Here is a 26,526-nt window from a genome sequence, read left to right as displayed (position 1 = left end):
CTGCGTGTTAACGCAGTTCACTTGGATTTACCCCGATCCGCCAGCGAACGCCGGAGGAATTCCACCTGGAGCAGCAGCAGGTTCTCGGCGACCGTCTCCTGCGGGGTCATGTGGGTCACCCCGGACAGCGGCAGCACCTCGTGCGGGCGGCCCGCGGCCAGCAGGGCGGAGGACAGCCGCAGGGAGTGGGCGACGACCACGTTGTCGTCCGCCAGACCGTGGATGATCATCATCGGGCGGTGCGGCTCGGCCGGGTCGACCAGACCCGCGTCGTCGATCAGCGAGTTGCGGCGGTAGACCTCCGGCCGCTCGTCCGGGTGGCCCAGGTAGCGCTCCTGGTAGTGGGTGTCGTACAGCCGCAGGTCGGTGACGGGGGCCCCGACCACCGCCGCGTGGAAGACGTCGGGGCGGCGCAGCGCCGCCAGCGCGGCCAGATAGCCGCCGAAGGACCAGCCCCGGATGGCCACCCGGTCCAGATCCAGCGGGAACCGGTCGGCCAGGGCGTGCAGCGCGTCGACCTGGTCCTGGAGCGCGACGGCCGCCACGTCGTCCCGGATCGCCTTCTCCCAGGCCGGCGAGCGCCCCGGGGTGCCCCGGCCGTCGGCGACGATCACGGCGAAACCCTGGTCGGCGAACCACTGGGAGGTCAGGTGGGGGTTGTGCGCGGCGACGACGCGCTGGCCGTGCGGACCGCCGTACGGGTCCATGAGAACCGGCAGGGGAGTGTCACCGTGGTAGTCCCGTGGCATAAGCACGGCGCACGGAATTCGGCGTGCGCCCCCCTCGGTGAGGGTGACCCGTGGGGACATACCGGGATCTTCGGCGTACGACCGGACAGTGGCCGCCGGTTTTCCGTCACACAGCACCTGGACACGGGCGCCCGGCCTGTCCAGGGCCGCGGACACGAGCACGGTCACCTTTCCGGCCCGCACCGCGGAGTGGACGCCCGGCTCCTGCGACACGCGTTCCACGCCCAGCTCGTTCACCCGGTACACATGAACTTCGCCAATCTCCGGCGCCTCGGCCTCCGCGCCCGCCGAGGCGGAAACCAGTACGTCGTGCGCGCCTACGTCCAAGACCGCGCGAATATGCAACTGCGCGCTGGTCAGCGGCCGTTCGCCGACCGCCAGGACGCGTGCGCCGCCCTCGTCCGCGATCCGGACAAGCTGCCCGGAGGGGCTCCAGCAGGGCACTCCGGGGAAGAGTTCAAGCCATGTTGGATCTTCATCGGCGTGCACCATCCGGGTTGCCCCCGTGTCCGGGTCCACCGCCAGGAACAGCTGGCTGCGCTGGTCCCGCGCCTGCACCAGCAGCAGTGGTGCGCCCGCCTCTGACCAGTGCGCATGGGCCAGATACGGATAGCGGGCCCGGTCCCATGAGACCTCCGTGCGCTCCCCGTCGAGGCCGAGCACGAACAGCCGTACGTCCGCGTTCGGCGTGCCCGCAGCGGGGTACGCGACGTTATTTGGCTCACGCCCGGGATTGGCCGGGTCCGCGATCCACCACCGCCGTACCGGCGTGTCGTCCGCGCGCGCCACGAGCAGCCGGCCGGAGTCCGGAGCCCACCAGAAGCCCCGGGAACGCCCCATCTCCTCGGCCGCGATGAACTCCGCCAGGCCGTAGGTCACGTTCTCGGACTCCGGTTCCGCGAGTGCCCGGTCGCCCTCGCCCTCGGCGCCCACCACCCGCAGCGCACCCCGCGCGACATACGCGACGTGCCGGCCGTCGGGGGCGGGACGCGGGTCGATCACGGGTCCCGGGACACGGAGTTCGCGCGCCGTCCCGGCTCGCAGCTCGGCCGTGAAAAGCCGCCCTGACAAGGCGAAAGACGCCAACTCCACAGCCGCGTCGGTGGCGTAGCCGACGATGCCGGCGCCGCCCTCCCGGCTGCGCTCGCGGCGCGCCCGTTCCTCGGGCGAGAGCTGTTCGGCGGCGCCTTCGAGGAGGGCGCCCGGGTCGGCCGCCAGACGCTCACCGCCGTCCGGCAGGTCCAGTACCCACAGGGAGTTGGCCCGGTCCGTGCCGGAGCCCGAACGCAGGAACGCGACACGGGAACCGTCGGGTGCCACGCTGAACGCACGCGGCGCGCCGAGCGTGAACCGCTGGGTCCGGGCGTGCCGACGGGGGAAGGAGTCAGCCTCTGTCGTCATACCCCGACCATATTGGCCATGCGCCCCCTTGTGCGGCCGTGCGCCGAGCGATGCGCGAGTACGGATAGTTATGATCACTACCGCTGAGTGGGTATGAACCTGCTGGCATCTGCATGGAGTTGGTCTACACCCCCCGCGTCCCTGGGATCTTTGGAGGTGAGCCGCCGTGGCACTCTCGATTTCGGCGGTGGTGCTGCTGGCGATCATCGTCTTCCTGTTGATCAAGAAGTCAGGGCTGAAGGGCGGCCACGCGGTCGTCTGCGTCCTGCTCGGCTTCTATCTCGCCTCCTCGACCGTCGCTCCCACGATCAACGAGCTGACGACGAACGTCGCCAGCATGATCGGCAGCATCAAGTTCTGACGGCGGCCGCCCGGGGGCCTCGTCGCGGCGACCTCGTGGCGGGGACCTCGTAGGGTGGTCCCATGACGGAACTGCCAGCCCGCCGTCTGCTGCTGGTGCACGCGCACCCGGACGACGAGTCGATCAACAACGGCGCGACCATGGCCAGGTACGCGGCCGAGGGTGCCCATGTGACCCTGGTCACCTGCACGCTCGGAGAGCGGGGCGAGGTCATCCCGCCGGAGCTGCGGCATCTGACGGGCCCCGCGCTGGGCGCGCACCGGCGCGGCGAGCTGGCCGCCGCCCTGCGCGAGCTGGGCGTGAGCGACGTCCGGCTGCTCGGCGGCGCGGGCCGGTACGGCGACTCCGGGATGATGGGCATCCCCGAAAACGACGACCCCGGCTGCTTCTGGCAGGCCGACGTGGACGAGGCCGCCGGCCACCTCGCCGAGGTGATCCTGGAGGTCCGCCCCCAGGTTCTCGTCACCTACGACGACCACGGCGGCTACGGCCATCCGGACCACGTCCAGGCCCACCGGGTCGCCATGCGCGCCGTCGACCTCGCGGCCGAACGGGGTCACCGGATCGCCAAGGTCTACTGGAACCGCGTCCCGCGTTCCGTCCTGGAGGCCGCCTTCGCCCGCCTCCAGGACGAGCTGGCCGTACTGCCGTTCGACAAGAGCGCGGCCGTGGACGACGTACCGGGCGTCGTGGACGACGAGCGGATCACCACCACGGTCGACGGCGGCGCGTATGCCTCCGCCAAGGCCGCCGCGATGCGCGCCCACGCCACCCAGATCGAGGTCGCCGAGCCGTACTTCGCGCTCTCCAACGAACTCGCCCAGCCGCTGTTCACCACCGAGTACTACGAGTTGGTGCGCGGGTCGGGGCAGCCCGGGGAGACCGACCTGTTCGCCGGCGTCGGCGCCGGGGAGGCGTCATGAGCACGGGTGGACGGGGCTCGATGCTCGCCCAGCCGCTGCAGCGCCCCTCGGCCGGACGGGTGGCCGCCTATGCCGGCCTCCTCCTGCTCGGTGCCGTCACGGGACTCGCCGGGGCCCTCGTGCAGGCCGCCTGGTTCCCCGGCGGGCTGCTCCTCGCCCTCGCGGGCGCGGCCGGGCTCTTCCTCGGCGGGGCGTACGCCACCGGCGGCCGGGGCGGGGCGGTGGCGCCGGTGGCCGGCTGGATCGTCGCCGTCGTCCTGCTCACCACCGCACGGCCCGAAGGCGACTTCCTCTTCGGCGCCGGAGGCGGCTCCTATCTCTTCCTGCTCGGCGGCATGGCTCTCGCTGTGATCTGCGCCACCCTTGGCCCGGGGAGGCAACCCCGCGGCGGCTCCGCCCGACTTGGCAAGTGACGTACCACTTCGCCGTGCGGCGCACGTGCGAGTCCGGTGTGGGTTTCCTCAGCGGTCACGGGATGAGCGCCAGAGGTGGCCAGTATGGTGGTGCGCGCCGCCGAGCCGCCCGAGCAGTCAGGTCGTAACGGGCGGTGGAGCCAACTGGGAGAACCTGCCTTGAGTCGTGAAACTGACACTCCGTCCTCCGGGTCCGATGGGCGCGGTGGAGCCGCATACCCCTCCGGCACGCCGCCGTACGGGACCCCCATGGCTTCCGACGACGGTACGGACGCGGGCCGTTCGGGCACGCGGCCGGAGGAAAAGAAGACCGAGACCACGCTGACGACCCGGATCCGGATCAACATCCCCGGATCGCGGCCCATCCCGCCGGTCGTCGTGCGCAAGCCCGTCGGGGACACCGACGGCGCCGGGGACGAGGCGCCCGCCGCCGACCCGCGGCCCGCGCCCGACCGGGCGGCCACCGGCCCCGCCGAGGCCCCCGCCGAGCCCGCGGCCCAGGCCGACGAGAAGACCAGCGACTGGTTCGCGCCCCGCAAGTCCGGCTCCGGCAACGGCGGTCCGGGCGGCGGCACGAACGGCGCCGGGACCCCCGGTGGTTCGGGCACCTCCGGTGTGCCGGGCGCCCGTGCGGGTGCTCCGGGAGCGTCCGGCGCGGCCGGTACCGCCGGCGCACGCCCCGGCGGTGTGGTCGGCGCCATGGGCGCGCCGGGCGCCCCCCGGAACGGCGCCACGAACGGCAAGGGCCTGCCCGGCGCCACCGGCGGCCCTGTCGCCCCGGGCCACGGCGGCGGCACCGGCTCCTTCGACGTGACCGAGGCGCTGGCCGCGGGCCCCCTCGGCGGCGGCTCCCGCCCCGGCGCGCGCGGCGGCGGCGAGCAGCGCCGCGACGACCTGCCGTACTTCTCGGAGAACGGCGGCGGCCAGGACGGCTTCGGCGACACCGGCACCGGTGCGGGCGGCCAGGGCGGCTTCGGCGGCAGCGCGAGCGCCGGCGGTGCGAACGGGCACGGCGGACCCGGCGCCGGCAGCGGCTTCAGCGGGCCCGGCGGCCCCAGCGGTTTCAACGGACCCGGCGGCCACGGGGGCCCCGGCGGCCCGCAGGGCCCGGCCGGCCCCACCGGCGGCCCGGTCACCGGCGACAGCCCCCTCGTCCCGTCGGCCGGCGCCCCCGGTCCGGACGGCGGCGAGCGCTTCGACGCCCCCGGCGGTCCGGCCGGCCCGCACGGCACGGGCGGCTACGGCCTCCCCGGCGGCCGGAGTGCCCCGCCCGTCCGCAGCGCCCTCGCCGACCTGGACGGGCCCGCTGGGCCCCGCGGACCTGGTGGACCCACCGGACCCGGCGCCCTGGGGACCGGCCCCGGCGGCGGTGCGGCGGGACGCGGTCCCGGTGGCGGCCTCAGCGACGACACGGCGATCCTCACCCCGCAGAAGCCCGCCCCCGAACCCGGCACGCCCGGCTACCGCTCCCCGGCCGCCGACAACGTCTCCGGCCACACGGTCACCAGCGGCATCCCGGTCGTGCCCGGAACCGGCAACCCCCCGTTCGGCTCCGCCACGCACCCCGACGGCCCGGTGCCGCACACGGCACCCAAGCCCGAGCCGGCCGCCGCGCCCAAGACGGCTGCCAAACCCAAGAAGAAGGGCCGCAGCAAGCTGGTCCTGCTCGCCGTCGCCGTGGTCGTCGTCGCGGGCGGTGCCTACGGCGCCGGACTGCTGATGAACCGCACCGACGTGCCCAAGGGCACCACGGTGCTCGGCGTCGACATCGGCGGCGGCACCCGCGACGACGCCGTCAAGAAGCTCGACGACGCGTTCGGCAGCCGGGTGAACAAGCCGCTGAAGCTGGCCGTGGGCGGCAAGACCGTCACCCTCACGCCGGAGAACGCGGGGCTGCAGTTCGACTTCCAGGCCACGGTGAGCCAGGCCGCGAAGAGCGACTACAACCCGGTCCACGTCGTCGGTTCCCTCTTCGGGCAGAAGCGCGTGGTCGAGGCGGTCATGCCGGTGGACGAGGAGAAGCTGCAGGCCGCCCTCCAGCAGGCCGGCGGCGGCTCCGGCTCGGTCACCGACGGCACCATCAGGTTCGAGGCCGGCCGGGCCGTGGCCGTCTACGGCAAGGCGGGCAAGGCCATCGACGCGGGCCGGTCGACCCAGGCGGTCGAGCAGGCGTACCGCACGCTGGTGGAGACGGGCGCGGCGACCCCGGTCACCGTGCCGAGCACCACCAAGCAGCCGACGGTCTCCGATGCCGAGGTCGACCGGGAGATGAAGGCCTTCGCCGAGCCCGCGATGTCGGGCAAGGTGACGGTGCAGACCGACGCGGCGCACTCGATCCCCATGAGCCCGCAGAAGTCGCTGTGGAAGTTCCTCAGGGTGAAGGCGACGCCCGACGGCAAGCTGACCGACGCCCCGGACCTGAACGCCCTGCAGCAGCTCTACGGCCAGGCCTTCGACGGCGTGCTGATCACCCGCGCCAACGGCAAGAAGACCGCCGTCACGCCGCAGGACGTCTACGTCGCCCTGCGCCAGGCACTGATGAGCAAGACCAACCGGGTCGCCGTCATCGACACGAACCCGAGCTAGTCCGCCGCACCCGGGGGGCGTCCACGAGGCGCCCCCCTGTGCCGTGTCCGTCACCCGATCCGCATGACATCTGTCATCCGGCAGTCAGGACCGCCGACACTGCCGGGGCCGGGGCGCTTCCGGCCAGCATGGACGCCATGACAACGACAGCGGCTCCGGCCACCACCGCGGTGGTCGGGTTCGACCAGGTGACCAAGACGTACGGCAGCACCCGCGCCGTCGACGGGCTCTCGCTCCGGCTGCACCCCGGCGAGACCGTCGCCCTCCTCGGCCCGAACGGGGCCGGCAAGTCCACCACCCTCGACCTGCTCCTCGGGCTCAAGCAGCCCGACAGCGGCACGGTGAGCGTGTTCGGCACCAGCCCGCGCGAGGCGATCGTCGCCGGCCGGGTCGGGGCCATGCTGCAGAGCGGCGGACTGATGGACGAGGTCACCGTCACCGAACTCGTGAGGCTGGCCTGCTCGCTGCACCCGAAGCCGTACAAGGCCACCGACGTGATGGCCCGCGCGGGCATCACGCAGATCGCGGACCGCAAGGTCAACAGGCTCTCCGGCGGCCAGGCCCAGCGCGTCCGCTTCGCCCTCGCCACCGCCGGCGACAGCGACCTGATCATCCTGGACGAGCCCACCACCGGCATGGACGTCTCCGCCCGCCAGGCCTTCTGGGCCACCATGCGCGAGCAGGCCGACCAGGGCCGTACGGTCCTCTTCGCCACCCACTACCTGGAAGAGGCCGACGCCATCGCCGACCGGGTCCTGGTGCTGCACCGCGGCCGCCTGCTCGCCGACGGCACGGCCGCCGAGATCAAGGCCAAGGCGGGGGCGCGGCGGGTCTCCTTCGACCTGGAGGGCGCCATCGACGAGGCCGCCCTGCGCGCCCTGCCGTTCCTCACCTCCGTCGACGTCTCCGGGCAGACCGTCCGCATCCAGTCCACCGACGCCGACGCGACCGTCCACGCCCTGTACGGCCTCGGTGTCTACCCCCGCAACCTCGAAGTCGCCGGCCTCGGCCTGGAGCAGGCCTTCGTCGCCATCACGGAGGCCGAGGAGGCCAAGCAGTCATGAACGCGCTCATCAAGCTCGAGCTGTCCCGCGCCCTGCGCAACAGGAAGTTCCTGTTCTTCTCGGTGCTCTACCCCTCGATCATCTACCTGATCTTCTCCAGCAGCGCCGGCTCCGCCGAGAAGGTCGACGGCAGCGGGCAGACCGTCGCCACCTACCTGATGGTCTCCATGGCCTCCTTCGGCGCCCTCACCGCCGTCCTGATGGGCAACAGCGAGCGCATCGCCAAGGAGCGCGAGAGCGGCTGGGTACGGCAGCTGCGGCTGACCCCGCTGCCCGGACGCGGCTATGTCCTCGCCAAGACCGCCGGCGCCGCCGTGGTGAGCCTGCCGTCCATCGTCGTCGTGTTCCTCGTCGCCGCCGCCGTGAAGGACGTACGGCTCGACGCCTGGCAGTGGCTCGCCCTCACCGGGGTCATCTGGGCCGGCAGCCTCGTCTTCGCCGCGCTCGGCGTCGCCATCGGGTACGTCGCCTCCGGGGACGCGGTCCGCCCGATCACGATGATCGTCTACTTCGGCCTGTCGATCCTCGGCGGGCTGTGGATGCCGTCCACGACCTTCCCGCAGGTCCTCCAGGACATCGCCAAGTGGCTGCCCACGCACGCGTACGCTGCCCTGGGACGGGCGATCGAGCAGAGCCAGGCCCCGCACACGTCGGACATCGCCGTCCTCGCCGTCTACTTCGTCCTCTTCACGGGCGGCGCGGCCTGGCTGTACCGGAAGGACACGCTGAAGGCGTGAGCACGATGACGGAAGACCGGCAGGGAATGCCGGAGCGCACGCCCGTGGGCTGGCCGCCCCGCAACCGGCGGGAGCTGCTCGTCAAGACGCTGTGGATCGGAGTCTGGCTGGTCTTCCTCAGCTCGCCGGTCGAGGACCTGGCCGACGGCGGACACACCACCGGCGCCACCGTGGCCGGCTCACTCGGGCTCACTGTCTTCGTAGGGGTCTACCTGACGCTGGTCTACCGCAACATCGGCCGGCCGTTCTCCCCGCGCGTCGTGCTCACCCTGGGCGGGATTCTCGGTGTCCTCGCCCCCGTGCTCGCCTTCACCCTCGGCAGTGCCTGGCTCGGACTCTTCGTCTACCTGTCGGTCGCCTGGGGGGCCACCCTGCCGCTACGGGCGGCCTACTGGGCGATCCCGGCCTCCGCCGTGGTGATGTATCTGATCGGCCTGCACTCCGACGAGAAGGAGGCACGCGGCCTGTTTCTGCTGGTCCTGCTCATCGGTTTCGCGATGACCGGCGTCGGCCAACTCGTGCGCACGACGATCGAGCTGCGCAAGGCCCGGGCCACCGTCGCCCAGCTCGCCGCGAACGAGGAACGTCTGCGCCTCGCCCGCGACCTGCACGACCTGCTCGGCCACTCCCTCTCCCTGATCACTCTGAAGAGCGAGCTGGCCGGCCGCATGCTGCCCGACCACCCGGACAAGGCGGCGCAGCAGGTCGCCGACATCGAACAGGTCAGCCGGCAGGCCCTGGTGGACGTCCGGGAGGCCGTCACCGGTTACCGGCGCCCCCGGCTCGCCGCCGAACTCGCCGGCACCCAGGTCGCCCTGACCGCCGCCGGTGTCGTCGCCGAGGTGCCCGCCGAGTCCGACCTCACCGATGTCCCCGAGGAGGCCGAGTCCGCGCTCGCCTGGGCGCTGCGCGAGGCGGTCACCAACGTGGTGCGGCACAGTGGCGCCGACCGCTGCCTCGTCCGGCTCATCCACCGTCAGACCCTGGACGGACCGGTCCTCGAACTGGCCGTCGAGGACAACGGCTCCGGCGGCTCCGGCACGGGCCCCGGCAACGGCCTGACCGGCCTGACCGAGCGTCTGGAGAAGGCCGGCGGAACCCTGGAGGCGGGCCGGGCCAAGCACGGGTTCCGGCTGGTCGCCCGCGTGCCCACGGCTCCCTCGGCGGACGTAGGATCCGGGGCATGACGAGCACGATCAAGGTCCTGCTGGCCGAGGACCAGTCGATGGTCCGCGAGGCGCTGGCGGCACTGCTGGGCCTGGAGGACGACATCGAGGTCGTCGCCCAGGTGGCCCGGGGGGACGAGGTGCTGGCGGCCGTCGGCGCGCACGGCGTGGACGTGGCACTGCTCGACATCGAGATGCCGGGCTGCACCGGCATCGAGGCGGCCGCCCGGGTGCACCGGGAGCACCCCCGGGTCAAGCTCGTCGTCCTCACCACCTTCGGCCGGCCCGGCTACCTGCGCAGCGCCATGGAGGCGGGTGCCGACGCCTTCCTCGTCAAGGACGCCCCGGCCGCGCAGCTCGCCGAGGCGATCCGCAAGGTGCTGTCCGGCGAGCGGGTCATCGATCCCACGCTCGCCGCCGCCGCGCTCGCCGAGGGCGCCAACCCGCTCACCGAGCGCGAACGCGAGGTGCTCCGCGCGGCCGCCGACGGCGCCACCAACGCCGAACTGGCCAAGGCCCTCCATCTCTCCCAGGGCACCGTCCGCAACTACCTCTCCACGGCCATCCAGAAGCTGGCGGTTCGCAACCGGGCGGAGGCGGTACGGACCGCCCGGGAGAAGGGGTGGCTGTGACGGCTCAGTTGAGCATCGCCCGGGCGGTGTGGGCCTGTTGCCGCACCTTGCGGGCGGCCGGTTCGTCGACGACCTCGATCAGGTCCGCATAGGCGTCCAGCTCCTCGGCGCCCGCGACGAACTCTCCTCGCTGCACCAGCAGCTGCCCGCGCTCGTACCGCAGCCGGGCCGGATGCGAGGGGATCAGCAGCGCCAGCTCCACGGCGCGCAGGGCGACGTCGGACCGCTCGGGCCGGGCGGTGGCCCACGCCCGGATGTTGTTCAGGACGCGCTGTACGACCTCCAGCGGCGGCGCGGGCTCCAGCATCGAGGCATCCAGCGGCGCGCCCGTGGCACCCACCACGAGCAACTCGGCGTCGGTGCCGGTCAGTACGTGGCCCCCCTCGAACGGATCGGCCAGCACCTGCTCCTCCGCCGCGCCGAACCCGATCACGAAGTGCCCCGGCAGCGCGACCCCGTACACCGGGGCCCCCGCCCTGCGGGCCACCTCCAGCCACACCACCGACAGCAGGATCGGCAGTCCGCGCCGGCGGCGCAGCACCTCGTGCAGCAACGACGACTCCAGCCGCTGGTAGTCGGCCGGGGTCCCGTGGAACTCGTACCGCGCGCCCAGCAGCCGCCGTACGGCCTCGGCCCACGCGCGCGGCCCGCCGGGCCGGTACGGCAGCTCGCCCGCCAGCCGGTCCAGCTCGAGCTGCGCCGCGTCGATGCCGGCCTCGTCCAGCGAGCCGTCCGCGTGCGCGCCGATCAGCAGGCACAGCGCCGACAGGTCCGGCCGCTCGGAGCGGGCCTCCTCGGCGAACCGCTGCCGCAGCTCGGCGGACCGCTCCGGCGGGGGCGGGTACGGGGGCGGCAGATGCGGGTGACCCATGACAGGCTCTTGCCCTTCCACAGCGCTTCCTACGACCCTCCGGCCCCGGGGCGGCCGCCGGGTGCGTCTTCCGCCCCGGGCCGGCCACCGGTCGCCTCCGTCGCCCCTCGCCGGCCGCCGGCCTCCGTCGAGGCCGGCCGGTCGGACGGGGCTTCGGGGGCCCGGTAGTGGTGGTACGTGTGATGCGGCGTGAAGCCCAGCGCCGCGTAGAGCGCACGCGCGCCCTCGTTGTCCGTCTCGACCTGCAGCCAGGCCGCCGACGCGCCCTCGTCCAGCGCGCGCCGGGCCAGCGCGGCCATCACCTCGGTGGCGAGCCCCTGCCGCCGCCGGCCGGGATCCACCTCGACCGCGGCGAACCCGGCCCACCGGCCGTCCACGACACACCGCCCGATCGCCGCGGGAGGCTCACCCTCGGCTGCGGGCAGGGACGCGAACCACACCGACGGGCCGTCGCCGAGCACCCGCAGGGCCACCTCGCTCACCCCCTTGCGCCGGTACCGTGCGAGCCACGCCTCGTCCGCCTCCCGGGACAGGGCCACCTGCGCGCCCTCCGCCCGGTCCGCGACCGGCGCCAGGGCACCGGTCCACAGCTCGGCGGTCACCTCCCGCACCCAGCCACGCCGCTCCAGCTCCGCGCAGAGCAGCTCCTGCGTGCCCTCGGCGCCGGTGGCGGTCTGCACGTATGCGGGCAGGCCACGCTCGCCGTACCAGCGTCGTACGGCCGACAGGGCCGCGTCGAGCGGAAGGCCGGGATCACCGAGCGGCAGCACGCTGTTGGCCCGCCGGGTGAATCCGGCTGCCGCCCGCAGCTCCCACTCGCCGAGCCGCTCGCTCTCCACCGGCCGCCATCCGCGTGACGCGACCCGGGCGAGTTCCGGATAGCTCGCCGCGGGGCCCCGGCGGCGTGCCGGAGCGGCCGGTACGACCTTTCCCGCGACCAGCGAGGATTCCGGGATCCGGACACTCCGGCCGTCCCGACATGTGATCATGAGCACGCCAGCATTCCATGATGTGAGAACACCCAGCGTGTCGGTGAACTTCTCTTGCGTCTCTCCGGGGTCGCTCAAGCGCCGTACCGACACTCGTTTTCCCACGTCAGTAGGGGTGATACGGACTTCCAGGCGTCCTGCAGCCGAGATTTCCACTGGTCAGTTCACCCCTCCTGTTCGGATCATGCTCCGGAACGGAGATACTAGGGGTGGGCATCGACGACGCCGCGCTCCCGCGCGCCAGGCGGCGGAGCCTGAGGAGGCCCGCCAGCGCCCTATCGAGGAGGAACGACAGCGTGACCTACGTCATCGCGCAGCCTTGTGTCGACGTGAAGGACAAGGCGTGCATCGAGGAGTGCCCGGTCGACTGCATCTACGAGGGCCAGCGGTCCTTGTACATCCACCCGGACGAATGCGTCGACTGTGGTGCCTGTGAGCCGGTCTGCCCGGTCGAGGCGATCTTCTACGAGGACGACGTCCCGGAGGAGTGGAAGGACTACTACAAGGCGAACGTCGAGTTCTTCGACGAGCTGGGTTCTCCCGGCGGTGCCAGCAAGCTGGGGCTGATCGAGCGCGACCACCCCTTCGTCGCCGCGCTGCCGCCGCAGGGCGAGTGACAGTTTAAGCGCCAAGCGGCTCGCGCCCCGCGCCGCCTCGGTCCCGTACGGCCCGATCGCCCGGATCGCCGCCGTACGGGACCGAGGCGTTCGCCGCACCAGACGAAAGTGAGCCACAGATCGTGTCCGCAGTCTCCGACCGCCTGCCCACCTTTCCCTGGGACAAGCTGGACCCGTACAAGAAGACGGCCGCGGCGCACCCCGACGGGATCGTCGACCTCTCCGTCGGCACCCCGGTCGACCCGGTCCCCGAGCTGATCCAGAAGGCCCTGATCGAGGCGGCCGACTCCCCGGGCTACCCGACCGTGTGGGGCACGCCGGCCCTGCGCGACGCGATCACCGGCTGGCTGGAGCGCCGCCTTGGCGCCCGCGACGTCACCCACCGCCATGTCCTGCCGGTCGTCGGTTCCAAGGAACTGGTGGCCTGGCTGCCGACCCAGCTGGGTCTCGGCCCCGGCGACAGGGTGGCCTACCCGCGCCTCGCCTACCCGACCTACGAGGTCGGCGCCCGCCTGGCCCGCGCCGGCTACGAGGTCTACGACGACCCGCGCGACCTGGACCCGGCCGGTCTGAAGCTCCTGTGGCTGAACTCCCCGTCCAACCCCACCGGCAAGGTCCTGTCGAAGGAGGACCTGACCGCGATCGTCGCCTGGGCCCGCGAGCACGGCGTGCTGCTCGTCTCCGACGAGTGCTACCTCGAGCTGGGCTGGGAGGCCGACCCGGTCTCGGTCCTGCACCCGGATGTCAACGGCGGCTCCTACGACGGCATCGTCGCCGTCCACTCGCTCTCCAAGCGCTCGAACCTGGCGGGCTACCGCGCGGCCTTCGTCGCCGGTGACCCGGCCGTCCTCGGCCCCCTGCTGGAGATCCGCAAGCACGGCGGCATGATGACCTCCGCGCCGACCCAGGCGGCCGTCGTGGCGGCCCTCGGCGACGACGAGCACGTCCGTGTCCAGCGGGAGCGCTACGCGGCCCGCCGCGAGGCCCTGCGGGCGGCTCTGCTCGGCCACGGCTTCCGCATCGAGCACAGCGAGGCGAGCCTCTACCTCTGGGCCACCCGGGACGAGTCCTGCTGGGACACGGTCGCCCACCTGGCCGACCTGGGCATCCTGGTGGCTCCCGGGGACTTCTACGGCGAGGCGGGCGAGAAGTTCGTACGCGTGGCCCTGACGGCCACGGACGAGCGGATCCGCGCGGCGGTCGCGCGGTTGTGACGGGCCACCGCCGTGGGCGGTGGGTGAGCGGGGCCCGCGGCGCGAGCGCCCGTCGGCCCCGGCCGGCGTAGCGACGGGGCCCGGGCGGAGAACCCGGACCCCTCGGCGGTCGGACGGCGGCGCTCAGCCGCCCAGCGGCAGACCCTTCGTCGGCAGGGACGCGGTCGGCAGGCCGCCCTTGGTCAGCGCGCCCGTCGGCAGGCCGCCCTTCGTCAGCGCGCCCGTCGGCAGCCCGCCCTTCGTCGCGGCGGCCGCGGTTTCGCCCAGGACGCCCCCGGCGACCCCGGCCGCGCCCCCCGCGGCCTTCTGGGCCGCGGGCGTCTTCTTCATGGCACCGCCGGTCTTGCCCGCGGCCGGCGCCGTCTGCTTGACCGCCTTGCCGCCGGCGTCACCCGCGAGCGAGGTGGCGCTCTGCGCGGCACCGACGACGGTGTTGCCGACGTTCGCTCCGTCCAGGGCGGTCAGACCGCCCAGGTTGGGGGTGGCCGCCGGCAGATTCGTGGCCGCACCGGCGGAGCCGGCCGCACCGACCCCGGCAGCCGCTCCCGCTGCGACGAGCAGCGCGGCACGGGCGATCCGGCGGGTCAGAGGGAGGGACATGATGCTCCATTCGACGGGAGAGAACGGTGTGTGTCCGGGCTCGTGTCCGTGCTCGGACGCCGTGACTACCGCTCGAGGACCGCGAAGGTTGCGGACGTCCCCGGTAAAGAATGGATAACGCATCGCATTATCAGGTGTGGATAAAAACGGGCAAAGAACGTCTGCCGGTAGTCCTGCAGAATCCTTACGGCCCTTGATTTCCAAGGGTTTCCGGCTCCTTCACGAAGCCTGCCGGGACGGCCGGGCCGGCCGGGGTCGCACAACCCGCCGGGGTGAGGCCCCGCACTACTGTCCGGTCACGATCCGGACGGCCCCCACGGAGTTCTCCGCACCGCCGGCTCCGTCCGAGCGCGTCGTCCGCCACTGGTCGCTGGTGCTCCCGACGGTCCACTGCCGCCCCGCGTACGACACCCGCTCGATGCGCAGCGCCGAGGAGTTGGCGACCGCCCACTGCGCCAGCTGCCAGCCCCGCTCCCGCTCCGTGCGTCCGGACGCGTCCGCCCTCGCGCCCTCGGGCACCGGAACGGTCACGGTCCGCCCGTGCGCGGTGGCGGTCACGCTCGGCGAGGGGGAGGGCGACGGCACGGGCGTACCGCCCACCACCGCACCGGTCTCCTGCAGCGCGTCCCGCCCGAAGTCCCGCACCAGTGCGTCCCGTACCGCCTGCGGACCCGTCGCCGAGGCCGGGTGCGGCGGGCGCCCGTCGCAGGTCAGCGCGGCCGCCGCCTGCCCGGTCAGCGCCGCCGCCAGCAGTGTGGCGTCCGGCTCGTGCTTGGCGTACGCCTCCGGGTAGCCACTGCGCTGCACCCGCTGCGCGGCCACCGTGAGCGGCAGGCCCGGGTAGTGGGGCACCTTGGCCAGGTGCGCGTAGAAGATGCCCGCCGCGTACGCCGGGTCCATGATCTGCCGCTCGGTGCCCCAGCCCTGCGAGGGACGCTGCTGGAACAGGCCCAGCGAGTCCCGGTCGCCGTGCTCGATGTTGCGCAGCCCCGACTCCTGCAGGGCGGTGGCCAGCGCGATCGTCACGGCCCGCCGGGGCATCCCGCGCCCGGTGCCGACGGCGGCGATCGTCGCCGCGTTCACCGCCTGCTCGGGCGTGAACTCGTACGACGCCCCGTCGCCCGAGGCCGAGACCACCTTGCAGCCGCGGGCTCCGCCGCCTCCGGTGACGTACTGCACCACGAGGTACGCGGCCACGCCGCACAGGACCAGCAGAGCCGCGGCGAAACGGAAGAGACGGCCGCGACGCTTGGGACGGGTGGGGGACGGCTCGGACACGCGTACAAGGTACTGGAGGCCCTCCGGACCCTCACGGGGGGTGCGCCGCGGCGCCGCGGACCCGGGCCCGCCGGGGGCCGCGCTAGGGTCGTGGCCATGGCCGACACCTCGCTTGACCTCACGCTCGACGCCGCGGCGCTCACCGCCCAGCTCGTGGATCTCCCCTCCGAGAGCGGCACCGAGAAGCCGCTCGCGGACGCCATCGAGACCGCGCTGCGCGCCTTGCCGCACCTGACGGTCGACCGCTACGGCAACAACGTGATCGCGCGGACGAACCTGGGCCGTGCGGAGCGGGTCATCCTGGCCGGCCACATCGACACGGTGCCCATCGCCGGCAACGTGCCCTCCCGCCTGGACGAGGACGGCGTGCTGTGGGGCTGCGGCACCTGCGACATGAAGTCGGGTGTGGCCGTGCAGCTGCGCATCGCGGCCACGGTCCCGGCCCCCAACCGCGACCTGACCTTCGTCTTCTACGACAACGAGGAGGTCGCCGCCGACCTCAACGGCCTCAAGCACGTCGCCGAGGCCCGCCCGGACTGGCTGGCGGGCGACTTCGCGATCCTGCTGGAGCCCTCGGACGGCGAGGTCGAGGGCGGCTGCCAGGGCACCCTGCGCGTGCTGCTGAAGACCACGGGCGAGCGGGCCCACTCGGCACGCAGCTGGATGGGCTCCAACGCGATCCACGCGGCGGCCCCCGTCCTGGCCCGGCTGGCGGCCTACGAACCCCGCTACCCGGTGATCGACGGACTGGAGTACCGCGAGGGCCTGAACGCGGTCGGCATCAGCGGCGGGGTCGCGGGCAACGTCATCCCCGACGAGTGCGTGGTCACGGTCAACTTCCGCTACGCCCCCGACCGTACGGAGGAGGAGGCGATCGCGCACGTCCGCGAGGTGTTCGCGGACTGCGGTGTCGAGGAGTTCCTGGTCGACGACCACAGCGGCGGCGCGCTGCCCGGCCTCTCCCACCCGGCCGCGGCGGCCTTCATCGAGGCGGTGGGCGGCACCCCGCAGCCCAAGTACGGCTGGACGGACGTGTCCCGCTTCTCCGCGCTCGGCATTCCCGCGGTCAACTACGGCCCGGGCAACCCGCACTTGGCGCACAAGCGCGACGAGCGCGTGGAGACCGCGAAGATCCTGGCGGGCGAGGAGCGCCTGCGGCACTGGCTCACCGCGTAGCCCGCGCCGGGTGGTGCCGCTGCACGCCGGACATGCTCAGGTCCCCCCTCCGTAACCCGTCTGGATCTACGCTGAGATCGAACTACCCGCAAGCGGAGGGAGCGCACATGGCTACCGGCAACCCCGAGGGGAAGAAGCAGCCGCCGGACGAGCAGCGGCTCGGACCGGTCCTCCGACGGCGGGGACAGGTGACGGCCAGCACGACCGACCAGCGGCTGCTGGACGAGCGTGCCCCCACCGACTGGGTCCACACCGACCCCTGGCGGGTCCTGCGCATCCAGTCGGAGTTCATCGAGGGCTTCGGCACGCTCGCCGAGCTCCCTCCCGCCATCAGCGTGTTCGGCTCGGCGCGGACGCCGGTGGACTCTCCGGACTACGACGCGGGCGTGCGGCTCGGCCGGGGTCTGGTGGAGGCCGGCTGGGCGGTGATCACGGGCGGCGGCCCGGGCGCGATGGAGGCGGCCAACAAGGGCGCGTGCGAGGCGGGCGGCACCTCGGTGGGCCTCGGTATCGAACTTCCCTTCGAGCAGGGACTGAACCCCTACGTCGACATCGGGCTGAACTTCCGGTACTTCTTCGTCCGCAAGATGATGTTCGTGAAGTACGCCCAGGGGTTCGTGGTCCTGCCCGGCGGCCTCGGCACGCTGGACGAACTCTTCGAGGCCCTCACCCTGGTCCAGACCCAGAAGGTCACCCGCTTCCCGATCGTCCTCTTCGGCAGCGAGTACTGGGGCGGGCTGGTCTCTTGGCTGAAGAGCACGGTGATCGCCCAGGGCAAGGCCGCGGAGAAGGACCTGTTGCTGTTCCATGTGACGGACGACGTGGCGGAAGCGGTGGCCCTGGTCTCGAAGGAGGCGGGCCGCTGACGAGCCGCCGGGCTCGGGCCGAAGCCCGCTGACCCGCCGCACCCCGAAAATCCGCCCCGGAGTTCGGGGTGCGGCACGCCCTGGGTCAGGCCAGGCCCCGGCGAGCCACCGCGGGGGCGCGGTGCCCGGCGATCGACGCCACCATGTCCAGTACCTGACGGGTCTCGGCGACCTCATGGACCCGGTACACCTGCGCCCCGAGCCACGCGGACACCGCGGTCGTCGCCAACGTGCCGATCAACCGCTCCTTCACCGGCCGGTCCAAGGACTCGCCGACGAAGTCCTTGTTGGACAGGGACACCAGCACCGGCCACCCCGTCGCGACCATCTCGTCCAGCCGCCGCGTCGCCTCCAGACTGTGCCGCGTGTTCTTCCCGAAGTCGTGCCCGGGGTCGATCAGCACCGACTCCCTCTGCACCCCCAGCGCCACCGCCCGCTCGGCCAGCCCCACGGTCACCTCCAGGATGTCGGCCATGACGTCGTCGTAGGTCACCCGGTGGGGCCGCGTCCGCGGCTGCACACCACCCGCGTGCGTGCACACCAGTCCCACCCGGTACCGCGCCGCGACCTCCGCCAGCCCCGGATCGACCCCGCCCCACGCGTCGTTCAGCAGGTCCGCGCCCGCCTCGCACACCGCCTCGCCGACCTCGGCCCGCCAGGTGTCCACGCTGATGATCACATCGGGGAACCGGCGCCGTACCTCCGCGACGAAGCCGACCGTCCGCCGGGCCTCCTCCTGCGCCGTGACCTCTTCGCCGGGACCGGCCTTCACCCCGCCGATGTCGATGATCGCGGCGCCCTCGGCCACCGCCTGCTCCACACGCGCGAGGGCCGGCTCGTCACGGAAGGTGGCCCCCCGGTCGTAGAAGGAGTCAGGGGTCCGGTTCACGATCGCCATGATCACCGGCTCGTGGGGCCCGAATTCCCGCCTGCCCAACCTGAGCATCCGCTGTGACCTCTCGTAGTACGTTCCGCAGTACGGCCGCCTGCGACCCTAACTGTCAGACTCGCATGGCACGATCGGACCCTGACAGATTCAGCGTCCGGCACAACGTCCGGTACCGAGCGTGGGGACCCCTGGCGATGGTGATGTTCTTGTTCCTGGTCGTCGCGCTGGCCGTCGTGGTCGCCGCGGTGACCCTCGCGGTGGTGGGCGGCGGCGAGAGCGGCACGCTGCCCGAGGCGGTACCGGAGCGGCTGCAGGATCCGCTGCCCGCGGACCGCCCGGTGGGCCGCGCGGACGTGGAGAGCCTGCGCTTCCCGGTAGCCCCGCGGGGCTACCGCATGGCCGACGTCGACGACGCGCTCGGCCGTCTCGCCGCCGAACTCGCCGAGCGGGACGCCCGGATCACCGACCTGGAGTCCGCGCTGGCCGGAGCCCGGGCCGCCGCCGCGCACATCCGCCTGGACAAGCCCGAGCAGGAGGGCCGGTGATGACCGCCGGAGCCGCTCTCGCGGGGCCCGACGGCGCCCTGCGCTGCCCGTGGGCCCTGTCCACCGACGACTATGTGTCGTACCACGACGAGGAGTGGGGCCGCCCGGTCCACGGCGACGACGCCCTCTTCGAGCGGATCAGCCTGGAGGCCTTCCAGTCGGGCCTGTCCTGGATCACGATCCTGCGCCGCCGCCCCGGTTTCCGCACGGCCTTCGCCGGCTTCCACATCGAGAAGGTCGCCGCCTTCACCGACGAGGACCGCGAGCGCCTGCTGGCCGACCCGGGCATCATCCGCAACCGGGCCAAGGTCGACGCGACGCTCTCCAACGCGCGCGTGCTCGCCGGCTGGCCGGAGGGCGAGCTGGACGAACTGATCTGGTCCCACGCCCCCGACCCGGCCGGCCGCGCCGTCCCGAGGACCCTCGCCGACGTCCCCGCGGTCACCCCGGAGTCGACGGCCCTGTCCAAGGCCCTGAAGAAGCGCGGCCTCAGATTCGTCGGCCCGACGACGGCCTACGCGCTCATGCAGGCGTGCGGCCTGGTCAACGACCACCTGGAGACGTGCGTGGCGCGCAGCGCCCCTTGAGCGGCGCGGGGCCGAGGGGCTACCGGCCCAGGTACTTCGGCTTCTCCTTGTTGACGAAGGCCTGGACGGCGATCGTGTGGTCCTCGGACCGCCCCGCCCGCGTCTGCAGTTCGTCCTCCTTCTCCAGCGTCTCGGAGAGGGAGTGCGTGAGGCCGTAGGCCATCGCCTCCTTGATCGCCGCGTACGCCACGGTGGGCCCGTCGGCCAGCGCCCGCGCCACCTTCTCGGCCTCGGCCCGCAGCTCGGCGGAGGGGACGACCCGGTTGGCGATGCCCAGCTCCAGCGCGTCCTGGGCGCTGATGTTGCGCGGGAAGAGCAGCAGGTCGGCGGCGCGGCTCGGGCCGATCACCCGCGGCAGCGTCCAGGAGATGCCGGAGTCCGCGGTCAGCGCCACGCCCGCGAACGACGTGTTGAAGGCGGCCGTGTCGGCCACCACCCGGTAGTCCGCGGCGAGCGCGAAGCCGAAGCCCGCCCCGGCCGCGACGCCGTTCACCGCGGCGACCACCGGCTTGGCCGCCCCGGCCAGGGCCCGCACGATCGGGTTGTAGTGCTCCTTGACCGTGTTCATCGTCTGCCGCGACCCGGTCTCCCGGTCACTGATGAGCAGCCCGATGTGTTCCTTGAGGTCCTGGCCCACGCAGAACGCCCGCTCCCCGGCGGCCGTCAGCAGGATCGCCCGTACGGCGGTGTCCCCGGCCGCGGATTCCGCCGCCTCCCGGAGGGCGACCTTGGTCGCGATGTTCAGCGCGTTCATCGCCTCGGGGCGGTTCAGCGTGATCGTCGCGAGTCCGTCGTTCACCTCGTAGAGCACGGTGTCGGCCATGGCGCATCCCCTCCGGTCGCGGCTGGTGACGTACTGGTCAGTACGCCCCTGTCAGAGGACAGCATGGCGGAGATCGGCGCCCAGGGGCCGGACCGGACGTGTGACCTGTGTCAAAGAATTCCGGAGCGGGGCCGGCCGGCCGATCTCCATGCGGGGGCGCAGTATCGCAGCCACATCGCCGAATTGAGTGGTTTTGCTCGCGTGCGTTGCCCAAGCGATGCCGACTGATGTTGGTCATCGGGTCCTGCGATGCGGGATAATGGCTTGGAAGCAATGTGTTCGATGCCGGTGACGCGTGTCCGTTTCGGGCGGCTAGGGCCCTCCCTGGGCCGTCGGCAGACGATGAGCTGGTTTCAGGAAGGGGAACGAGCATGGCGGCCATGAAGCCGCGGACGGGCGATGGCCCGCTCGAGGTGACCAAGGAGGGGCGGGGCATCGTCATGCGCGTTCCGCTCGAAGGCGGCGGTCGACTCGTCGTCGAGCTGACCCCTGACGAGGCCGAGGCGCTCGGCGACGCCCTCAAGAAGGTCGTCGTCTGACGTCCCAGCGATCCTGTCCTTGCGGCTGCCCCGGCATCGTACGCGGTGTCGGGGCAGCCGCGTTCGCGGGGCCCGCCCCGGCCCCGGTCACCGCTTGACGGCACACAGCAGCCCGTCGCCCACCGGCAGCAGCGACGGCACCAGCTCCTGGCTCTCGCGCACCGCGCGCAGCAGCTCACGCAGCCGCAGCACCTCTGTCGGCTGCGGGCCGGAGTCGACGGTACGGCCGTTGGCGAAGATCCCCTCGAAGGCCACCAGGCCGCCCGGACGCAGCAGACGCAACGATTCAGCGAGATAGTCCAGGTACTCCAGCCGGTCCCCGTCGCAGAAGACCAGGTCGTAGCCCGCGTCCGCGAGCCGGGGCAGTACCTCCAGGGCGCGGCCCGGGATGAAGCGGGCGCGGTTGCTGGCGAAACCGCCGGCGCGGAAGGCCTGCCGGGCGAACTGCTGGTGCTCCGGCTCCGGGTCGACCGTGGTGAGCACCCCGTCCGGGCGCATGCCGTGCAGCAGATGGATCCCGGACACTCCGCAGCCGGTACCGATCTCCGCGACCGCCTTCGCGTCCACGGAGGCGGCGAGCAGTCCCAGCGCGGCGCCCGTGCCGGGCGACACCGAGCGCAGCCCTGCCTCGCGGGCCCGGTCACGGGCCCAGCGCAGCGCTTCGTCCTCGGCGACAAAGGCGTCGGCGAACGCCCAGCTCGTCTGCCGGTTGCCGGTAATGACCCTCTCCTGTCCCCGTGGTTGCCTGGGCGTGACTGTATCCGTTGGCGTCGGGAACCCGCAGATGAGGCCAGGCGTTTAAAGGGGAGAGCCGGTGGCCCGGGACGCGACGGGGGGTAAGAGGTGGATCAGGACGCCGAGCAACTGCTGACGCAGCCGGATGAGCCGTATCAGCGCGTATCAAATTCTCGTAAAACCGCTTATCCGGAGCTAACGGGCGAGGTGGCTATGGTAGGGGCTCCACTGGACACCACCAGAGCCGACAGGGGAGGTGCGGCTGCGCCCGGGGATCGGGGTGGAGTGCTGCGGCGCTTCCTCGGGTCGGCGGGCAGGCCGAAATCCGTGACCGACACCGCTGCTGACAGCCACGCCGCCGGCTTCGCCGCAGGCGCCGCCCAGACCGCGACCTTCTCCACCGACGCGGACGGGCAGGCGTGGACTCCGCCCACGTGGGACGAGATCGTCAGCACGCACAGCGCCCGGGTCTACCGCCTGGCCTACCGCCTGACGGGCAACCAGCACGACGCCGAGGACCTCACCCAGGAGGTCTTCGTCCGCGTCTTCCGTTCCTTGTCGACGTACTCGCCGGGCACCTTCGAGGGCTGGCTGCACCGCATCACCACGAACCTCTTCCTGGACATGGTCCGGCGCAAGCAGCGCATCCGCTTCGACGCCCTCGGCGAGGACGCGGCCGAGCGCCTGCCCAGCCGTGAACCCACCCCGCAGCAGCTCTTCAACGACGCCCACTTCGACGCCGACGTCCAGCAGGCCCTCGACACGCTCGCGCCGGAGTTCCGCGCCGCCGTCGTCCTGTGCGACATCGAGGGGCTGTCGTACGAGGAGATCGCCGCGACCCTCGGCGTGAAGCTCGGCACGGTCCGCTCCCGTATCCACCGCGGCCGCTCCCAGCTCCGCAAGGCCCTCGCGCACCGCTCCCCGGAGGCCCGCGCGGCCGAGCGGCGCTCCTTCATGGCCCGTGTCCCCGCTCTGGGGGGAGGGGGCGCGACCGCGTGAGTGGATCACGAGCGAAACCTGTCGAGGAGGCGCACCTCGCAGAGCAGCATCTGGGAGACCGGCTCTCCGCCCTGGTGGACGGGGAGCTGGGTCATGAGACGCGCGAGCGGGTCCTCGCGCACCTGGCCACCTGTGCCCGGTGCAAGGCGGAGGCGGACGCGCAGCGCGCACTGAAGAACGTCTTCGCCGAGGCGGCCCCCCCGTCGCCCTCGGAGAGCTTCCTGGCCCGCCTCCAGGGCCTTCCCGGGGGAGGTGACCCGGACGGTGGCGGCACGCCGCCGCCCGGGGACGGGCTGCTCGGAGGAGACCCCGGGCTCGGGACCGCCGGCGTCTTCGGCGTGAGGCGCGCCGAGCGCTTCGCGTTCGGGTACGTGCCCGCCCGCCCGCACCACGCCCCCGTCCCCGAGGAGCGCGGCTTCCGTATCCATCCCGTGGGCCGCCCGGACGACGGCCGCTCCGCCTCGCGCGGACTGCGGTTCGCGTTCGCCGCCGCCGGCGCGGTCTCGCTGGCCGCGGTCGCCCTGGGCGGCGTGACCACCGCCATCCCCGGCGACCTGACCGCCGACGCCCGCGGCTCCGGCAGCAACATCCTCCCGGCGCGTTCGGCGGGCACGGGTACGGGCGGCGGTGCCGGCGCGGCCACGCCCGACACCCTGCGCCGCCGCGCGATGGGGCCCCTGCTCGCGCCGGGCGGCACGCTGCTCGGCCAGACACCGGTGGTGCCGACCTCCCTGTCCGCACCGCTGCTGCCCGGAGGACCCTCCCTCGCCGCCGGACAGACCCAGAACGACGTCGTACGGGCTCTGACCGCGCCGGTGACGGCCGGCGCGGCCGCCGTGTCGCCCCTCATACGTCCGCTGGACGAGACGGCGGCCCTCCTCCCGGCCATCGACTGGTCCGCGCCTGACGGACTCACCGGCTCCGGTCTGCTGTCCGCCCCCGCCCCCGATACCGCCCCCGCTCCCTCGGCGTCCTCCACCACGCCCCACCAGCTCCCCTGACCGGCCACTTCGCCCTGGCCCGCGAACCTGGTTGAATCCGGTGAGGGCCGTGCCCGCGGCGATCATCCGGGGGCGTGGTCGACGTTCCGCGGCCGCCGCCCGAGCGCGCGGCCGCGGCCAGCCGTGGGGAGAGCATGAACGAGGGGAACCGTGTCCCGCCGGAGAACGGTCCGGAGGGAGCGGCGGGGGTGACACGAGCCGGCACGCCCGAGGGCGCCGTGCACACGGGGGAGGTCCCGGCCGACTTCGAGCCGGCCCCTGCGGTGACCACACCCGCGCCCGTGGAACAGGACGACAGGGACGAGGCCGCGGCCGCCGGGGACTTCGAACTGGCCAAGCCGGCACCGACCCCGACGGGCGACGCCGCACCCCATGCCGTGACCGGAGCCGAGTCCGAGTCCGGGGCAGAGGCTGGTGAAACCGCCTGGGCGGCTCCCGCCGAGCGGCCGAAGCCGTTGCACGACCCCGACCCCTACAGCACCCCGCCGTACGGCGAGCCGGGCCCCTGGGCGCCGGCGCCGCCCGTCCAGCACCCGGCGGTCACACCGGCGCACGGCACGGCCGTACCCCCGGCAGAGGCGCCCGCCCCGGTGCCCGGCGTTCCCCGACCGATGCCGGGCACCGCCGTACCGCCGCCCGGTGCTCCCGCACCCGGCGCGGGCACCGCCGCCTCCGGCGCTCCCGCCCCCGGTGCTCCCGCCCCGGCCCCCGGCGCCCCCACCTCGGGCGCTCCCGCCCCCATGGCTCCCACCCCCATGGCTCTCACCCCCATGGCTTCCGGGGCGATGGCGGGGATGCCGGCCGAGGAGCAGGGCGGTGAGGGTCCCTGGGGGCGGTACGACCCCTGGGCGGCCGGTTCGGCCAAGGAGCAGGCACTCGGTCAGGGCCCGCTGCAGCAGACCGGCGCCGCCGTGCTGACGGAGAGGCAGCGTGGCAGGCGGGCGAAGCGGCTGGCACTCGTGTGGACCCTGCTGGTCGCTGCCGTCTCCGCGGGCATCGGCGGAGCGGTGGGCGCGTACGTGGAGCGTTCCGGCCTGGGCGACGACGTGCGCCTGCCGCAGGCCGGGAGCGTGCCGGCCGGCCGTGCGCCGGACAGCGTGGCCGGGATAGCCGCCCGCGCGCTGCCCAGTGTCGTGACCCTGCACGTCACCGGGGCCGACCAGGCGGGCACCGGCACCGGCTTCGTGCTCGACGGCCAGGGGCACATCCTCACCAACAACCACGTCGTCGAGCCCGCCGGCTCGGGCGGCCGGATATCCGTCACGTTCAGCAGCGGCGACACCGTCAAGGCCAAGGTCGTCGGCCGGGACAGCGGCTATGACCTCGCCGTCGTGCAGGTGCAGGGCGTGCACGGGCTCACCCCGCTGCCGCTCGGCAACTCCGACGACGTCAAGGTCGGCGACCCCGTCGTCGCGATCGGGGCCCCCTTCGATCTGGCCAACACCGTCACCTCCGGCATCATCAGCGCCAAGGAACGGCCCATCACGGCCGGCGGCGAGAAGGGCGACGGCAGCGACGTCAGCTATGTCGACGCGCTCCAGACCGACGCGCCGATCAACCCGGGGAACTCCGGCGGCCCGCTGCTCGACTCCCGGGCCCAGGTCATCGGCATCAACTCCGCGATCCGCTCCGCGGGCAGCGGCTCCGTGCCGGAGGGCGGCCAGGCCGGCTCCATCGGCCTCGGCTTCGCCATCCCGGTCAACCAGGCCAAGCGCGTCGCCGAGGAGCTGATCAACAACGGTCATGCCGCCCACCCCGTGATCGGCGTGACCCTCGACATGGGCTACACCGGCGACGGCGCCCGCATCGACGGCGAGAGCGCGGGCGGCGGCCCCGCCGTCACGCGGGGCGGGCCCGGCGAGCGCGCCGGCCTCAAGGCGGGCGACGTCATCACGGAGGTCGACGGGGAGCGCGTCCACACCGGCGAGGAGCTGATCGTCAAGATCCGCGCCCACCGCCCCGGCGACCGGCTGCGTCTGACGGTCGGACGCGGCGGTACGGAGCGGGAGGTCTCACTCGTGCTGGGCGCGTCGGAGCAGAACTGACAGAAGTCTCACCTCGGGACGGTACCGGTCGGACAGGAACGGCGGGTACGGTTGAGCGACCGAGGACATCGCATTGGGAGCGTCAGGTGTTCAATGACATAGGACCACTGGAGCTGGTGGCCATCATCGTGCTCGCTGTGCTCGTCTTCGGTCCGGACAAGCTCCCGAAGGTCATCCAGGACATGACGCGCACGATCCGGAAGATCCGCGAGTTCTCGGAGAGCGCCAAGCAGGACATCCGCACCGAACTGGGTCCGGAGTTCAAGGACTTCGAGTTCGAGGACCTCAACCCCAAGACGTTCATCCGCAAGCAGCTGGACAACGACGAGCTGGGGCTGAAGGAGATCCGCAACGGCTTCGACCTGAAGAAGGAGATGGCCGAGGTCACGGATGCCGTCCAGGGCCGTGACGGTCAGGGGCCGGGCTCCTCGTCCTCCTCCGGCGGGCGTGTCGACATGACCAAGAAGCCCGAGGACCCCGGCGAGGACGACCGGCCGCCCTTCGACGCGGACGCCACGTAGGCGCGGGCACCGTCCGGGTGCCTGCCCGCTTCCCGCCGACACGCGGGCGCGTACGTGCGCCGCGTGCGTGACGTGTTTCACAGCGCGCACCTGGCGGGGGGGGGGGGGGGGGGGGGGGGGGGGGAGGGACGACAACCTCCCCCCCCCCCCCCCCCCCCCCCCAACCACCCCCCCCCCCTTCCCTCTCCCCCTGGGGTGA

Annotated in this window: 27 protein-coding genes; 19 read left to right on the top strand and 8 right to left on the bottom strand. The window is 73.0% G+C overall.

Annotated elements, in window-relative coordinates; all coding sequences use genetic code 11:
• Positions 1-17 precede the first annotated feature (17 nt).
• Complete coding sequence (locus tag ACZ5CW_RS03425; RefSeq protein WP_468597953.1) at positions 18-2,150, bottom strand: S9 family peptidase; 2,133 nt, start codon at positions 2,148-2,150, stop codon at positions 18-20.
• 166 nt (positions 2,151-2,316) lie between these two features.
• Between ACZ5CW_RS03425 and ACZ5CW_RS03420 the strand changes: the two genes are divergently transcribed.
• The 8 genes from ACZ5CW_RS03420 (at position 2,317) to ACZ5CW_RS03385 (ending at position 10,032) form a co-directional block, all read left to right on the top strand.
• Positions 2,317-2,511: a hypothetical protein gene (locus ACZ5CW_RS03420; RefSeq protein ID WP_468597952.1), complete on the top strand. Its 195-nt coding sequence runs from the start codon at positions 2,317-2,319 to the stop codon at positions 2,509-2,511.
• A 62-nt stretch (positions 2,512-2,573) separates the two neighbouring features.
• The gene (mshB, locus tag ACZ5CW_RS03415) at positions 2,574-3,434 is read left to right on the top strand and encodes an N-acetyl-1-D-myo-inositol-2-amino-2-deoxy-alpha-D-glucopyranoside deacetylase (protein ID WP_468597950.1); all 861 of its coding nucleotides are present in this window, start codon (positions 2,574-2,576) and stop codon (positions 3,432-3,434) included.
• A complete protein-coding gene (locus ACZ5CW_RS03410) occupies positions 3,431-3,847 on the top strand; it encodes a DUF6113 family protein (protein WP_468597949.1) in 417 nt (138 codons plus the stop codon). The genes mshB and ACZ5CW_RS03410 overlap by 4 nt, the downstream gene beginning before the upstream one ends.
• Positions 3,848-4,006: 159 nt before the next feature.
• A complete protein-coding gene (locus ACZ5CW_RS03405; RefSeq protein WP_468597947.1) occupies positions 4,007-6,433 on the top strand; it encodes a hypothetical protein in 2,427 nt (808 codons plus the stop codon).
• A gap of 137 nt (positions 6,434-6,570) precedes the next feature.
• On the top strand, positions 6,571-7,497 hold the full coding sequence (locus tag ACZ5CW_RS03400) for an ABC transporter ATP-binding protein (protein WP_468597946.1): 927 nt from the start codon (positions 6,571-6,573) through the stop codon (positions 7,495-7,497).
• The gene (locus ACZ5CW_RS03395; protein WP_468597945.1) at positions 7,494-8,234 is read left to right on the top strand and encodes an ABC transporter permease; all 741 of its coding nucleotides are present in this window, start codon (positions 7,494-7,496) and stop codon (positions 8,232-8,234) included. The genes ACZ5CW_RS03400 and ACZ5CW_RS03395 overlap by 4 nt, the downstream gene beginning before the upstream one ends.
• Complete coding sequence (locus ACZ5CW_RS03390) at positions 8,231-9,421, top strand: sensor histidine kinase (protein WP_468597943.1); 1,191 nt, start codon at positions 8,231-8,233, stop codon at positions 9,419-9,421. Before ACZ5CW_RS03395 ends, ACZ5CW_RS03390 begins: the two co-directional genes overlap by 4 nt.
• The gene (locus tag ACZ5CW_RS03385) at positions 9,418-10,032 is read left to right on the top strand and encodes a response regulator (protein WP_468597941.1); all 615 of its coding nucleotides are present in this window, start codon (positions 9,418-9,420) and stop codon (positions 10,030-10,032) included. Before ACZ5CW_RS03390 ends, ACZ5CW_RS03385 begins: the two co-directional genes overlap by 4 nt.
• A gap of 4 nt (positions 10,033-10,036) precedes the next feature.
• On the opposite strand, the gene ACZ5CW_RS03380 is transcribed toward ACZ5CW_RS03385, so the two are convergent.
• Positions 10,037-10,903, bottom strand: coding sequence for a transglutaminase family protein (locus ACZ5CW_RS03380; RefSeq protein WP_468597940.1), 867 nt, complete (start codon positions 10,901-10,903; stop codon positions 10,037-10,039).
• Between the two features lie 29 nt (positions 10,904-10,932).
• Positions 10,933-12,048, bottom strand: a complete 1,116-nt coding sequence (locus ACZ5CW_RS03375) for a GNAT family N-acetyltransferase (RefSeq protein ID WP_468597939.1) — start codon at positions 12,046-12,048, stop codon at positions 10,933-10,935.
• A 140-nt stretch (positions 12,049-12,188) separates the two neighbouring features.
• Here ACZ5CW_RS03375 and fdxA point away from each other — a divergent pair, with 140 nt between their 5' ends.
• Both fdxA and ACZ5CW_RS03365 read left to right on the top strand, forming a co-directional pair.
• Positions 12,189-12,509 (top strand): ferredoxin, encoded by a 321-nt coding sequence (gene fdxA, locus ACZ5CW_RS03370; protein WP_014674796.1) that lies wholly within the window; start codon positions 12,189-12,191, stop codon positions 12,507-12,509.
• Between the two features lie 122 nt (positions 12,510-12,631).
• Entirely contained in the window at positions 12,632-13,723 is a 1,092-nt protein-coding gene (locus tag ACZ5CW_RS03365) for a bifunctional succinyldiaminopimelate transaminase/glutamate-prephenate aminotransferase (protein WP_468597937.1), read from the top strand.
• Positions 13,724-13,846: 123 nt separating this feature from the next.
• On the opposite strand, the gene ACZ5CW_RS03360 is transcribed toward ACZ5CW_RS03365, so the two are convergent.
• Positions 13,847-14,323, bottom strand: a complete 477-nt coding sequence (locus ACZ5CW_RS03360; protein ID WP_468597935.1) for an ATP-binding protein — start codon at positions 14,321-14,323, stop codon at positions 13,847-13,849.
• A gap of 285 nt (positions 14,324-14,608) precedes the next feature.
• Positions 14,609-15,601, bottom strand: coding sequence for a VldE C-terminal domain-containing protein (locus ACZ5CW_RS03355; RefSeq protein WP_468597933.1), 993 nt, complete (start codon positions 15,599-15,601; stop codon positions 14,609-14,611).
• A 96-nt stretch (positions 15,602-15,697) separates the two neighbouring features.
• Between ACZ5CW_RS03355 and dapE the strand changes: the two genes are divergently transcribed.
• Positions 15,698-16,777, top strand: coding sequence for a succinyl-diaminopimelate desuccinylase (gene dapE / locus ACZ5CW_RS03350; RefSeq protein WP_468597931.1), 1,080 nt, complete (start codon positions 15,698-15,700; stop codon positions 16,775-16,777).
• A gap of 107 nt (positions 16,778-16,884) precedes the next feature.
• Positions 16,885-17,643 (top strand): LOG family protein, encoded by a 759-nt coding sequence (locus ACZ5CW_RS03345; RefSeq protein WP_468597929.1) that lies wholly within the window; start codon positions 16,885-16,887, stop codon positions 17,641-17,643.
• Positions 17,644-17,728: 85 nt separating this feature from the next.
• On the opposite strand, the gene folP is transcribed toward ACZ5CW_RS03345, so the two are convergent.
• Positions 17,729-18,589, bottom strand: coding sequence for a dihydropteroate synthase (gene folP / locus ACZ5CW_RS03340; protein ID WP_468597927.1), 861 nt, complete (start codon positions 18,587-18,589; stop codon positions 17,729-17,731).
• A 137-nt stretch (positions 18,590-18,726) separates the two neighbouring features.
• Here folP and ACZ5CW_RS03335 point away from each other — a divergent pair, with 137 nt between their 5' ends.
• Entirely contained in the window at positions 18,727-19,077 is a 351-nt protein-coding gene (locus ACZ5CW_RS03335; RefSeq protein ID WP_468597926.1) for a DivIVA domain-containing protein, read from the top strand.
• Positions 19,077-19,664: a DNA-3-methyladenine glycosylase I gene (locus ACZ5CW_RS03330; protein WP_468597924.1), complete on the top strand. Its 588-nt coding sequence runs from the start codon at positions 19,077-19,079 to the stop codon at positions 19,662-19,664. The genes ACZ5CW_RS03335 and ACZ5CW_RS03330 overlap by 1 nt, the downstream gene beginning before the upstream one ends.
• 19 nt (positions 19,665-19,683) lie before the next feature.
• On the opposite strand, the gene chcB is transcribed toward ACZ5CW_RS03330, so the two are convergent.
• A complete protein-coding gene (gene chcB, locus ACZ5CW_RS03325) occupies positions 19,684-20,487 on the bottom strand; it encodes a 2-cyclohexenylcarbonyl CoA isomerase (protein WP_468597922.1) in 804 nt (267 codons plus the stop codon).
• A 371-nt stretch (positions 20,488-20,858) separates the two neighbouring features.
• Between chcB and ACZ5CW_RS03320 the strand changes: the two genes are divergently transcribed.
• Positions 20,859-21,026, top strand: a complete 168-nt coding sequence (locus ACZ5CW_RS03320; protein WP_018544333.1) for a DUF3117 domain-containing protein — start codon at positions 20,859-20,861, stop codon at positions 21,024-21,026.
• 87 nt (positions 21,027-21,113) lie between these two features.
• Here ACZ5CW_RS03320 and ACZ5CW_RS03315 read toward each other — a convergent pair whose 3' ends face one another.
• A complete protein-coding gene (locus tag ACZ5CW_RS03315) occupies positions 21,114-21,812 on the bottom strand; it encodes an O-methyltransferase (protein WP_468598391.1) in 699 nt (232 codons plus the stop codon).
• 234 nt (positions 21,813-22,046) lie between these two features.
• Here ACZ5CW_RS03315 and sigE point away from each other — a divergent pair, with 234 nt between their 5' ends.
• From sigE to ACZ5CW_RS03295, 4 genes are all read left to right on the top strand, one after another.
• Positions 22,047-22,760, top strand: coding sequence for an RNA polymerase sigma factor SigE (gene sigE, locus ACZ5CW_RS03310; protein WP_468597920.1), 714 nt, complete (start codon positions 22,047-22,049; stop codon positions 22,758-22,760).
• Entirely contained in the window at positions 22,757-23,761 is a 1,005-nt protein-coding gene (locus ACZ5CW_RS03305) for an anti-sigma factor family protein (RefSeq protein ID WP_468597918.1), read from the top strand. The genes sigE and ACZ5CW_RS03305 overlap by 4 nt, the downstream gene beginning before the upstream one ends.
• Positions 23,762-23,949: 188 nt before the next feature.
• The gene (locus ACZ5CW_RS03300; protein WP_468597916.1) at positions 23,950-25,806 is read left to right on the top strand and encodes a S1C family serine protease; all 1,857 of its coding nucleotides are present in this window, start codon (positions 23,950-23,952) and stop codon (positions 25,804-25,806) included.
• Positions 25,807-25,892: 86 nt separating this feature from the next.
• The gene (locus tag ACZ5CW_RS03295) at positions 25,893-26,327 is read left to right on the top strand and encodes a sec-independent translocase (protein ID WP_468597914.1); all 435 of its coding nucleotides are present in this window, start codon (positions 25,893-25,895) and stop codon (positions 26,325-26,327) included.
• Positions 26,328-26,526 lie beyond the last annotated feature (199 nt).

The sequence above is a fragment of the Streptomyces sp. NPDC031379 genome, assembly GCF_055569615.1.
Note: the sequence above shows the minus strand (reverse complement) of the source record. Positions and strands in the feature narration are given on the sequence as shown.